The organism is Photobacterium sp. GB-56 (genome assembly GCF_003026105.1).
Classification (GTDB): domain Bacteria; phylum Pseudomonadota; class Gammaproteobacteria; order Enterobacterales; family Vibrionaceae; genus Photobacterium.
The window spans coordinates 170,287-182,264 of record NZ_PYNW01000007.1; the positions used below are offsets into that span (position 1 = coordinate 170,287).

9 protein-coding genes and 2 tRNA genes are annotated in these 11,978 nt (G+C 39.9%); 8 read left to right on the forward strand and 3 right to left on the reverse strand.

Translation table 11 applies throughout. From position 1 onward, the window contains the following. Positions 1-268: 268 nt before the first annotated feature. The 3 genes from tkt to C9J42_RS12110 form a co-directional block, all read right to left on the reverse strand. A complete protein-coding gene (tkt, locus tag C9J42_RS12100) occupies positions 269-2,263 on the reverse strand; it encodes a transketolase (RefSeq protein WP_107207344.1) in 1,995 nt (664 codons plus the stop codon). A gap of 77 nt (positions 2,264-2,340) precedes the next feature. Next, positions 2,341-3,291: a transaldolase gene (gene tal / locus C9J42_RS12105; RefSeq protein WP_107292530.1), complete on the reverse strand. Its 951-nt coding sequence runs from the start codon at positions 3,289-3,291 to the stop codon at positions 2,341-2,343. 470 nt (positions 3,292-3,761) lie between these two features. Further along, positions 3,762-4,331: an outer membrane protein gene (locus C9J42_RS12110; protein ID WP_107207342.1), complete on the reverse strand. Its 570-nt coding sequence runs from the start codon at positions 4,329-4,331 to the stop codon at positions 3,762-3,764. A gap of 501 nt (positions 4,332-4,832) precedes the next feature. On the opposite strand from C9J42_RS12110, the gene C9J42_RS12115 reads away from it, so the two are divergent. From C9J42_RS12115 to C9J42_RS12150, 8 genes are all read left to right on the forward strand, one after another. After that, positions 4,833-6,497, forward strand: a complete 1,665-nt coding sequence (locus C9J42_RS12115; RefSeq protein WP_233220742.1) for an ABC transporter substrate-binding protein — start codon at positions 4,833-4,835, stop codon at positions 6,495-6,497. An 11-nt stretch (positions 6,498-6,508) separates the two neighbouring features. Next, on the forward strand, positions 6,509-7,288 hold the full coding sequence (locus C9J42_RS12120; RefSeq protein ID WP_107302036.1) for a VWA domain-containing protein: 780 nt from the start codon (positions 6,509-6,511) through the stop codon (positions 7,286-7,288). Positions 7,289-7,302: 14 nt separating this feature from the next. Further along, positions 7,303-8,829 (forward strand): phosphate ABC transporter substrate-binding/OmpA family protein, encoded by a 1,527-nt coding sequence (locus C9J42_RS12125; RefSeq protein WP_107302037.1) that lies wholly within the window; start codon positions 7,303-7,305, stop codon positions 8,827-8,829. Positions 8,830-8,840: 11 nt separating this feature from the next. Continuing rightward, entirely contained in the window at positions 8,841-9,650 is an 810-nt protein-coding gene (locus tag C9J42_RS12130) for a hypothetical protein (protein ID WP_005366422.1), read from the forward strand. Positions 9,651-9,659: 9 nt separating this feature from the next. Then, positions 9,660-10,838 (forward strand): toxic anion resistance protein, encoded by a 1,179-nt coding sequence (locus tag C9J42_RS12135; RefSeq protein ID WP_105061550.1) that lies wholly within the window; start codon positions 9,660-9,662, stop codon positions 10,836-10,838. A gap of 20 nt (positions 10,839-10,858) precedes the next feature. Further along, positions 10,859-11,515, forward strand: a complete 657-nt coding sequence (locus tag C9J42_RS12140) for a hypothetical protein (protein ID WP_052955886.1) — start codon at positions 10,859-10,861, stop codon at positions 11,513-11,515. Between the two features lie 135 nt (positions 11,516-11,650). Next, positions 11,651-11,741 (forward strand) — tRNA-Ser (locus tag C9J42_RS12145). 39 nt (positions 11,742-11,780) lie between these two features. Further along, a tRNA-Asp gene (locus C9J42_RS12150) sits at positions 11,781-11,857 on the forward strand. The last annotated feature ends 121 nt before the right edge of the window (positions 11,858-11,978 follow it).

Below are 11,978 nucleotides of genomic sequence, written 5' to 3' on the forward strand. Positions count from 1 at the left end.
CACAATCAGTGTTATCTAATGAAGATAAGGTTAATTTAATCAATGACATACATGAACTAATAAGCCGGAGATTTGCTGGTAAAGGGATTAAATTAATTAAAGACTTATCAACTGAAGGGCACTTAAAGTTGCGTTTTGAAGTGAATGGGGAAGAGCTATTACAGCTTAATGTCTCTAATCAGTTGCTTTGAATATGTAACATTTAGTACATTTTATGAAAGTAAAAAGCCGAGCTTTAAAGCTCGGCTTTTTCATGATTATTAAGCGATTATGCTAATAATTCTTTTGCTGTTTCAACAATATTATCTGTTGTAAAGCCAAACATTTTAAATAGCTCTTCAGCTGGTGCTGATTCACCAAATGTTGTCATACCGATGATACGGCCATCGAAACCAACATACTTGTACCAGAAATCAGCAATACCAGCTTCAATAGCAATACGTGCTGTTACATCTGAAGGTAATACGCTTTCACGGTATGCGGCATCTTGCTTGTCAAATAGATCTGTTGCAGGCATAGAAACAAGGCGTACCTTACGACCTTCAGCCGTTAGTTGCGCGTAAGCTTCGGCTGCAATACCGACTTCTGAACCTGTTGCAATTAAAATTAGCTCAGGTTGACCTTCACAGTCTTTAAGGATGTAACCACCCTTAGCGATGTTAGCTACTTGTGCAGCATCACGATCTTGTTGTGTTAGGTTTTGACGAGAGAAGATTAGCGATGTTGGGCCATCTTTACGCTCGATTGCGTATTTCCAAGCCACTGCTGATTCAACTTGGTCACATGGACGCCATGTGCTCATGTTTGGTGTTAGGCGTAGAGAAGCAATCTGCTCTACAGGTTGGTGTGTAGGACCATCTTCACCTAAACCGATGGAATCGTGCGTGTAAACTTGAATGTTCTGAATTTTCATCAGTGCAGCCATACGCATTGCATTACGTGCATATTCCATAAACATTAGGAATGTTGCACCGTAAGGAACAAAACCACCGTGTAGTGCCATACCATTGATGATTGCAGTCATACCAAATTCACGTACACCGTAGTGAATGTAGTTACCAGAAGCATCTGTTGGAGTGATTGACTTAGAGCCAGACCACATGGTTAGGTTTGATGGTGCAAGGTCTGCAGAACCGCCCATGAATTCAGGTAAAATTTTACCGAATGCTTCAAGTGCGTTTTGTGATGCTTTACGAGAAGCAATATTTGCAGGGTTTGCTTGAAGATCTGCAATAACTTCCGATGTCACTTGTTCCCAGTTTGCTGGTAGCTCGCCGTTCATACGACGTTTGAATTCAGCAGCTAATTCAGGGTAAGCAGCAGCGTATGCGGCAAACTTCTCATCCCATGCTGCTTCTTTCACTTTACCTGCTTCTTTCGCATCCCATTCAGCATAGATTTCTGCTGGGATTTCAAATGCGCCGTAAGTCCAACCTAGGAATTCACGTGCTGCTTTAATTTCATCAGCGCCTAGTGGAGCACCGTGACAGTCGTGAGAGCCAGATTTGTTTGGAGAACCAAAACCAATGATTGTTTTGCAACAAATAAGTGTTGGCTTACCTGTTTCAGCTTTAGCTGCTTCAATTGCTGCATTAATTGCTGCTGCATCGTGACCATCAACAGCAGGGATGACATGCCAGCCGTAAGATTCAAAACGCTCTGGCGTATTGTCAGTGAACCAACCTTCAACGTGACCATCGATAGAAATACCGTTGTCATCCCAGAATGCGATCAGTTTACCAAGACCTAATGTACCTGCTAGTGAACATGCTTCGTGAGAAACACCTTCCATTAGACAGCCATCACCAAGGAAAGAGTATGTGTAGTGATCAACAACGTCATGACCTTCACGGTTAAATTGTGCAGCCATTGCTTTTTCAGCAAGTGCCATACCAACCGCATTAGTAATACCTTGGCCTAAAGGACCTGTTGTTGTTTCAACACCTGGCGCGTAACCGTATTCTGGGTGACCCGGTGTTTTAGAGTGAAGTTGACGGAAATTCTTCAGATCATCGATAGAAAGATCGTAACCTGTAAGGTGAAGTAGCGAATAGATAAGCATTGAACCGTGGCCGTTTGATAATACAAAACGGTCGCGATCAGCCCACTGTGGGTTTTGTGGGTTGTGATTCATGTGACCACGCCAAAGTACTTCAGCGATATCTGCCATACCCATAGGTGCGCCAGGGTGACCAGAATTTGCTTGTTGTACACCATCCATGCTTAGAGCACGAATCGCATTCGCTAACATTTTATGTTCCATAGTGTTTCCACCAAATATATGAGATTTAAACTTAAGAAAGCGGCAAAGGCCGCTTTCTGGAATACTTAATTAAGCGATTAAAGACGCTCTGCAATCATAGCTTCAAGTTTACCTTGGTCAATTGCGAAGTTACGGATACCTTCCGCTAGTTTCTCAACGGCCATTGGATCTTGATTATGTTCCCATAGGAACTCAGCATGTGTCATTGCTGCCGGACGATCTTTCAGATCAGTTGTTGCTTTTAGTTTCTCAACAACCTCACCTTGTGCTTCTTCTAGTTCTTGAAGAAGTTGTGGACTAATCGTTAAACGGTCACAACCTGCTAGTTCAAGAATTTCACCAGTATTACGGAAGCTTGCGCCCATAACTACGGTATTGTAACCGTGTTCTTTGTAGTAGTTATAGATATTCGTTACAGAAATCACACCTGGATCTTCTTGTGGTGCAAAATCACGACCTTCTTTCGCTTTGTACCAGTCCATAATACGACCAACGAATGGCGAAATAAGGAATACGCCAGCTTCAGCACAAGCACGAGCCTGCGCAAAAGAGAATAGAAGCGTTAGGTTACAGTTGATACCTTCTTTTTCTAGGATTTCCGCTGCACGGATACCTTCCCAAGTAGAAGCTAGTTTGATTAGGATACGATCGTTGTTGATACCAGCATCGTTGTACATTTTGATAAGTTGACGTGCTTTAGTAACACTGCCTTCTGTATCGTAAGAAAGGCGCGCATCAACTTCAGTTGAAATACGACCTGGTACAACGTTAAGAATTTCTTTACCAATGTTTACAGCAAGCATGTCGCAAGTATCTTGTACTTGTTGTGCTTTATCATCACCTTGCGCTTTTGCGTAAGCGATAGAAGCATCGATAAGTGGTGCGTATTCAGCGATTTGGGCCGCTTTTAAGATCAAAGATGGGTTAGTTGTCGCGTCTTCTGGTTGGTATTTTTTTATGTCTTTAATATCGCCAGTATCTGCTACAACAGTAGTTAGTGCGCGTAGTTGTTCTAATTTTGTGCTCATATCTATTGACCTTATCTATAGGGCTCATGCCATGCCAGCCACTATTTATAACGTGAAATGCTGTCATGCTCAAAAGAATTTATTACTTATTCTTAACCTGTTCATACAAAGCCATTTACACACACTGTGAGCGAATGGTTTATGTAAGAGCATTTGATAAATCGATAATTGACTTTTTCCGTGTTTTTGTCAATTCAAAATGCGAATAAATCCTGTTTGGATCCCAATAAAAGTGGGACTAATTTAAGTTAGCCGCGAGATATTGCTCCCTACTACGATTACTTTAGTTTTTAATGCTGATCATATGATCGTTAAGTTGAGCATATGCTCATTCTTGAGAAGGTAAACGAATAAAAATTCTACAAAAACAAATAGGGTAAAAACATCTAACGTGTTTTAAAGCGATAATAAAAAAGCCATTAACACTGAGTTAATGGCTTTTTTTACTTAGAGATGATCAAAAAACGACATTAGAAATTGTAGTTAACACCGACATAATACATCGTTGTTTCTGAATCGATGTTTAAATCTTTATCATTGTCCGCTTTTTCAAGATCTGTTGATAAGTAGTCAATACCTGCACGAAGATCGATATGTTCAGCAACGGCAAAGTTAACACCCGCACCCGCAGTCCAGCCAAAACCATCAACATCAATATCGTGACGGTTCATATTGCCGATGCCATCGTAATCGCCATCCACAGCAACGTAAGCAACACCAGCTTTCGCAAATAGGGATAACTGATCATTAATTGGCATCATTACGCGAGGAGTCAGAGTTGCGTAACCTTTTTTAATGTTATCTTGTTCGCCAGTTTGGCCTAATGTTGCTTCTAGACCAAGATTTTCAGTGAAGTTGTAACCACCGTATAAGCCGTATGCAACTACATTTTCGTCGTAGTTATGTTCCCAATGGTCAGCTTTAAGATCCGTTGTTGCATTACCAAGGCTTGCACCTACGTATGGACCTGTCTGATCGGCAAGTGCTACGCCAGATGCTGTTGTAAGAACAAGTGCTAATGGTAATAGAATCTTTTTCATCATAATTTCCTTTATGTTTTTATTGGTTTTTCAAGAGTTAATACTCTAACTCTTGAGTGTCACTAACTGCTGATGGGGAGAATATGATGCATTCACAAGCTAAATGTCATGGAATTGAAAGGTGTTTTATTGTACGGATTGATTTGACGTTGAGTTAACAATATACGGACATGACTCACACAAAACGCACAACAATTGCATTGGTAGTGAATGAATGACATTAAAATACATATTTATAAGCAAGTTTTATTGCTTTTGGTGAATGAGTATTCAATGCGCGTTATCTAGAAAAACTGAAAGTCAAAAAATCGTTTATATAATTACTATGAATTCAATCGCAAATTGGCATATGTTTCGTGCTACAAGCCTGACGCCTATTTTTTATCCGGTATGGTACCTATTACTCAAAAAAGCGTAGTTACGTTTTTGACTGTTGTAATGGGGGAAACAATGGGATTGATGATCAGATATTTTCGGTATTGGCTTTTTTTGTTGGCTGTAATGATTTCAACGTTTGCTGCAGCAAAACCCCAATATATAAATCCAATACCACTTGCCCAACTTATTAATACGCCAGTTTCAAAAGTTAATGAACAGACTTTTGAACTGCCAGTGATTACTTGGGGCGCAGATATTAATACGATTTATGCGAATGGTAGCCAATCGATCACCTCAAGTAATTCTCTTTTTTCTAGTTATGGACTGAAATTTAGATTAAGTCGAAATGATAAATTTTCAGATCAGCTCACGAATTACTTATCAGGAAAAACGCCATACCTTCGCGGAACATTAGGGATGGTTAATGCTGCTTCTGATTTACTTGTCAGCAACCCTTCTGTTACCCCTATTATTATTCATCAATTATCTTGGTCATCAGGTGGTGATGCTTTAGTTGTTAAACCAACTATTCGTACCGTGGCAGATTTAAAAGGTAAGACGATTGCGCTTCAAGCGTATGGTCCGCATGTGGATTATATGGGAGCTGTATTAAAAGATGCAGGATTAACACCTGATGATGTCACCATTAAATGGTTGCCCGATCTTACTGGAACGAATAATAGCCCAGCCAGTGCGCTATATGAAAATGATGTCGATGCTGTATTTGTAATTCTACCTGATGCGTTAGCACTGACATCGGGGGGAGCTGTAGGTACTGGATCTGAAGATTCGGTTAAAGGCGCGAAGATATTAATGTCAACTAAAACGGCTAACCGAGTGATAGCGGATGTTTATGCGGTGCGAGCGGATTATTTTAATAGCCATCGCAGTGACGTAATGAATTTTGTAAAAGCGTTAAATAGCGCAACAGATGAAGTGAAGGTTTTGTTTAATAATGCGAACGCTCAAAGCGCAAAATTGACACCGTTATTGTCTTATTCTGCTGATCTGTTGCTTGATTCTCCCGATGCAATAGAAGATATAAAAGGGCTTTATGCTGACGCAGAGCATTTAGATATTAACGCTAATAAGCAATTGTTTAGTGACATGGCGTACCCAAGAAATATTACGAAAGTCAGTAAAGAAATCCAAACGACGTTAAAGCGACTCGGTTTAACGTCAGCTTCCTCACTTCCTCAATTAGCAAATTGGGATTTTACCCAATTAGGTGCTGATATTGAGTTTAATAATAAATCACGTTTTAACAGTGAGCGTGTCGCTTCAGTGGTTGCAAAGAAACAGCAACAGAATTCATTGGCAGATGGCGAACTGTTTTCTTTTGAAGTCGCTTTTCAGCCTAATCAAAACAACTTTAATTCGTCGTTATATCAAACAGAGTTTAAGCGTGTAATTGAATTGGCCTCTACTTATGGTGGTGCGGTGATCACTGTTGAAGGTCACAGTGATCCTTTGAAATATTTACGCTCTAAGAAAAAAGGCGAAACCGGTGTAGTGTTAAACCGCATTAAACAATCCAACCGCAATATCAGCTTATCGCGTGCGCAAAGCGTTAAACAAAGCGTATTAACATACGCTACCGATCAAGGCATTGCTTTAGATGCGAGTCAGTTTGCTTTAGTTGGGCATGGTTTTGGTAATCCAAAAACAGGGATGTGTGGTAATGAACCTTGTGCTCCTGCAACTGAATCTGAGTGGCGATCAAATATGCGTGTCGTCTTTCGTATTATTCAGTTAGAAGCTGAATCTGATGTATTCCAACCTTTATAAGTGGGCATGATATGAGATTTATAATTTATTCTTGCTGCCTTATTGCTTTTGCTGTGGTGTTTTTTAAACCGAGCTCTGGGGTTAACTCGACAGGATCAAAAGACAGTAGTGCACAGATAAAAAAAACAGATGCATCAAGTGGATATGGATTTGACGCATTAAAAAATGATTGGCCAGCATTAAATAATGATAATGCACTCGTTTCCGATAATTGGCTGACGACTAACTACCTACTAATTTTTGATGGTAGCGGTTCGATGGATAATACTAATTGTGGTAATGGGCAAAAGAAAATTGTCGCGGCAAAGCAAGCAATACAAACTTTTATTAACGATATTCCTAATTCAGCCAATGTCGGGTTATATGTTTTTGATAATAAAGATGCGTCATTGCGTGTACCACTTGGCAATAATAATCGAGCGACATTAAAACAAGCGATTTATGACGTAACAGCTGGTGGTGCAACACCATTAAAAAGCTCTCTAGATTCGAGCTACGCAGCATTAGAGCGTCAAGCCAGTAAACAATTGGGTTATGGGGAATATAACGTTGTGATTGTTACCGATGGTGATGCAAGCCAGGGAGAAAACCCACAACCTGCGATTAATCGTATCTACCGTGACTCACCCGTTACCATTCATACCATAGGCTTTTGCATTGGTGAGCAACATGCGCTTAATGCAAAAGGGATCACCTATTACCAATCGGCTAATAACCCAGAAAAACTGTTAGCAGGGCTAAAAAATGTATTAGCAGAATCTGCAGAGTTTGATGTCGCTAGTTTTAATTAAGAAAAAGGTCATATATGCAAAAGCATAGTAAGTTTGCTCTTTTTATTTTAGTGCTAGGGGTAATGGGTTTAATTAGCTATAAGTTTTTACAGCCCCATATTGATGATCATGTTTATGCTGATACATCGGATGCGCGTAATACCAAAGGTGTAATAAAAATAGGGATGGATAACTGGGTTGGCTATTACCCACTATGCTCTAAAGAAATGCGACGATTATTACGCAATGAAGGTTATCGTTTATCTTGTATTGATGATGGTGCTAATTACTCCCAACGTATGGAAGGTATAGCTAACGGTGAATTAGATTTTGCCGTTGCAAGTGTGGATGCTTATATTACATCTGGTAAAGTATACCGTTACCCAGCCAGTATCGTAGCTGTCATTGATGAGTCACATGGTGGCGATGCTATTGTCGCGAATACCGATGTTGTTACGTCGATTAATGATTTGAAAACGAATAAATCCTTATCGATTGGTTACACTCATGATTCACCCAGTGAACACTTACTGAGCGCGATATCTTCTCATTTCGATCTTAATCTTTTTAAATCTAACAATGTTAAACGAGTTGCGACTGCTGGCTCAAGCGATGCGTTATCACAATTAATCGAAGGCAAATTAGATGTTGCTGTATTGTGGGAGCCTGACGTGTCAACCGCGCTTGCCGAAGGTAATTTTGAAACCATTATTAGTACTGATGATACGAAAAACTTAATTGTTGATGTACTTCTTGCCAATAAAACCGTGATTAAAAATAAGCCTGAAATACTTGATCGCGTATTAGCAACCTATTTTAAGGTACTTAAATATTATCGTGATAATCCTAATGTATTAGTTCAAGAGCTCGAAAGTATTACAGACTTACCGAATACTCAAGTTAAGCAGTTGCTTAACGGTGTACGATGGATAGGGCTCAACGACAACGTCTCTGCTTGGTTTAGTCAATCCCAGTTACTACTCGATACCATCGATAGCACTATTACAATTATCAATGATACATCAGCAACGCCACAACAGTGGTTCCCCAATAATGATCCTTATAGGATAATACATTCCCCTCCTATTCAAACTGTACAACAAACACTTAATGATATTGCTTTAAATGAACCATCACACAGGCCAGTTAGCCAAGTATTTGCTGCATTAAGTGCAAAGCAATGGGCACATATGAGTGAAATAGGCACGTTGAAAACCCGTCCAGTTATTTTCTCTAGTGGTAGCGAGCGACTGACACCAAACGGTCAGCAGCAACTTAATCTTACTGCTGAAAGTTTATCGCATTACCCGAATTTTCGAATTCTAGTTGAAGGTCATACGGGTCTACGTGGTGATAAAGCGTTAAATATCGAGTTATCAGCCAAACGCGCAAAGGCAGTAAAAAGCTATTTAGTTAATCAACTCGGCTTTGAAGCCAGTCGTATTCATGCTGTTGGTAAAGGAAGTGATGAACCATTAATTCAATTAAGTGGGGAAAGTCAGCGCCGTTATGCCAATAGATTAATGCGCGTTGAAATTGCGTTGATGAGTGAAACTTATTAAAAGGAAGTAGATTGGATATTCTGTCGCCTCAAGCTATTAAAAATCAGGTAATTTCAAACAGTATTCAACACCCGATTGTTATATATAGTGGTGTGGTGGGCGCGATTGGAGCCGTATATAGCTTATTGTTCTCTGGTGAGTTATTGAGCTGGGGAGTCACGATTGCAGCTACTGCATTATGCTTTAGTAAATTACTGTGGGGATATAAGGTTAATTATAATTCTCATGCTAAGGCTATTGTTGAGAAGTATCATCGCAGTTTATTACAACAACGAGAGCAAACGCTGGTTGATTTAAAGCAAGAGCTAAGCCAAATAAAACAGCAAGATGCGCTAAAGCAAGTTGATCAATTAGGTTTAAAATTCAATGCGTTCCAGCAGGTATTAGATAGGGTCTTAAATAAAGACGAATTAGCGTACTCACGCTATATCACAATGGCTGAAGCGGTCTTTGTTGGAGCGTTAGATAATTTGCAGACAGTGATTGTAAATACTAAAGCCGTCTCAGGTATTGATATTGACTATATTCAACAGCAACTCAGTGATCTTAATTGCCAATTAACACAAATCACATCGCCTCAAATCTTATTAGAACAAAAAATAGATGCTTTGCAGCATCGAATTGTTATCTATAAAGATGCTCATCAGCATATCACAACCGTATTAATCGAAAACGAACAAGCAATGACAGAGCTTGATCGTGTCACAACGCAACTTTCTCAAATATCGCTTCTTTCATCGCAGCAAGGAATGGAATTAGAAACGGCAATGGAAGAGTTACGTCTACTTGCACAGCGCGCACAAAAATACAGTACTCGTTAAGGATGAACAATGGCACAGGAAAATACGACTCTTATAGTAGCGACGCCTGATACGGTAAAACAAGCCTTAGATATTCCAGTATCAGTTCCTGAAACTCACGATAAAATCAGTACGAAAGTAGAAGAAACCGTTTCAATGTTATTAGCTATCGGCGAACGTGATTTAACGCAGCAACGAGACATGACAAACTTGATGACCTCTTTAGGTGAAGATAGTTGTCGTCAGTTAGCTCAATGTAGCCAGTTATTGAAAACCCCATTGCATACGTTAGTTGATGATGCTCAAGATGGTGGTGGAACAGCAAAAAGCTTATTAGACTTGCAACAACAAGTGAATGCGGTTAACCCCAATCGTACTGATTTTACCATGGGCACGATACGACGTTTACTCAGCTTTCTTCCTTTTGTTGGAACCCCTATAGCGAAATGGTTTTCACGTTATCAAACGGCAGAAGGGGTGATTAAGGATATTGTGCAATCGCTTAGAGGCGGTCAAGCACAATTACAACGTGACAATATCACGCTTGAAGCCGATCAAATTCGTTATCGTGAGCTAACATTTCTGCTTGAAGATTATGTTCGTTTTGGTCAATTGCTTGACGAGAAAGTAAATCAAACAATCGAGACAGCCCAAAATACAGAAACCAAAGTTAAGTTTTTACAAGAGCAGGTGTTATTTCCATTACGTCAGCGTGTGATGGATTTGCAGCAAACATTGGCTGTTAATCAGCAAGCGGTGATTACCACTGAAGTTATCATGCAAAATAACCGCGAGCTTATTCGAGGTGTTGATCGCGCGATAAATGTGACGGTATCTGCGCTTGAAACAGCGTCAGTCATGTCGATTGCACTTCAACATCAGAAAAAACTATTAGATGCGACCCAAGCTGTTAATGACACTACTAATGATCTGATATTACAAACCAGTGAGCAACTTCGAGATCAAGGGGTCAGTATCCAAAAACAAGCTTCTGAGAGCCAATTAGATATCAGTAAGTTAAAACAAGCCTTTTCAAATATTAATGCTGCATTAAATGATATTAGCCAGTATCGAGTTAAAGCTTTACCGCAAATGGCACAATCTATTTTAGAAATGGATCAATTAACCGAACAAATGGAAAGCCGTATTAAAGATGCTGAAAAGGGCAAAGACATTCAACAGAACTTGTCTCAGTTAATTGAACTTTAATCTTTGAAAAGGAATTTAAGATGGAAAATGGAATCAAGAAAAATTTACTACCAGCGAACGGCACGCATTGGAAAAAATGGTACGTACCGTTAGAAGAAGAAAATGCCACCATTAGAGAATGTTTAGCGACTCAAGCTCCAGTGGCTGCTGGCAGCGCAGATATACCATTGATTGTGAGATTAATTGAGAATCCTAAGTTTGATATCCCTGGGATCAATTTATTTAATGGCGCTGTTAGCTTAGAAGATCATGATGTTATTCACCTTTTATTAGGGCGGGGAATGCTACCGAAAGATGAGGCATTTGTTATTGGTTTTACGATGGGCTCATCAAATCGAATGTCAACGGCAGAAAAGAAGATGTACGCGTTTGCTGCTAAATATTTATACCCAGGGCCGTATAAATTTTCTGATGATGATATTGCTGTATTTAAGAAAGCGGCGCATCTTGGATACGTTTCTGACTGTCAGCCATTAGATACCATTAATTGTGCAGAACTAATGGATTTAAGTTTAAAAGAAGCGCGTCAGCGAGTCGGGATAGAACCTGATTTACTGGCGGCTTATTATCAGATTGAAAGTCAGCGTTTTAGTCAATTTGAAGAATGTTTACGTATAACACCTCAAGGTCGAGAAAAACTTGAAGCACAGATTAATGCTGAAAAATTAGCAGGATAAATAAAATTAGAACTTTTTGTGTATGATATTTAAGTAAAAATGCGCGCTAAAGCCTGTTTTTTAAACGAATGGTGGATTTGTTTAAAAATAGGCTTTACAGGTGAGTGATTGCTAGGTATTATTCGCGGCACTTACGGAGAGATGGCTGAGTGGTTGAAAGCACCGGTCTTGAAAACCGGCATACGTTTATAGCGTATCTAGGGTTCAAATCCCTATCTCTCCGCCATATTCTAGAGATTCGATTTATCGGGTTTCATAAAGAATTGGAGCGGTAGTTCAGTTGGTTAGAATACCGGCCTGTCACGCCGGGGGTCGCGGGTTCGAGTCCCGTCCGCTCCGCCAATACAACGAAGCCCCGTCAGAAATGACGGGGCTTTTTTGTATCTAAAATTTAAGCTGTTGTTGGCATGTATTGATGCACCTAGCCGAGGTCGAGAGTCCCGCAGGAATGTCCGCACTGCTT

Excerpts from the sequence above, each read along its gene's own strand:
- C9J42_RS12115 (WP_233220742.1), top strand. The coding sequence starts at position 4,833 with ATGATTTCAACGTTTGCTGCAGCAAAACCCCAATATATAAATCCAATA.
- C9J42_RS12135 (WP_105061550.1), top strand. The coding sequence starts at position 9,660 with ATGGCACAGGAAAATACGACTCTTATAGTAGCGACGCCTGATACGGTA.
- C9J42_RS12120 (WP_107302036.1), top strand. The coding sequence starts at position 6,509 with ATGAGATTTATAATTTATTCTTGCTGCCTTATTGCTTTTGCTGTGGTG.
- tal (WP_107292530.1), bottom strand. The coding sequence starts at position 3,291 with ATGAGCACAAAATTAGAACAACTACGCGCACTAACTACTGTTGTAGCA.
- C9J42_RS12140 (WP_052955886.1), top strand. The coding sequence starts at position 10,859 with ATGGAAAATGGAATCAAGAAAAATTTACTACCAGCGAACGGCACGCAT.
- C9J42_RS12110 (WP_107207342.1), bottom strand. The coding sequence starts at position 4,331 with ATGAAAAAGATTCTATTACCATTAGCACTTGTTCTTACAACAGCATCT.
- tkt (WP_107207344.1), bottom strand. The coding sequence starts at position 2,263 with ATGGAACATAAAATGTTAGCGAATGCGATTCGTGCTCTAAGCATGGAT.
- C9J42_RS12125 (WP_107302037.1), top strand. The coding sequence starts at position 7,303 with ATGCAAAAGCATAGTAAGTTTGCTCTTTTTATTTTAGTGCTAGGGGTA.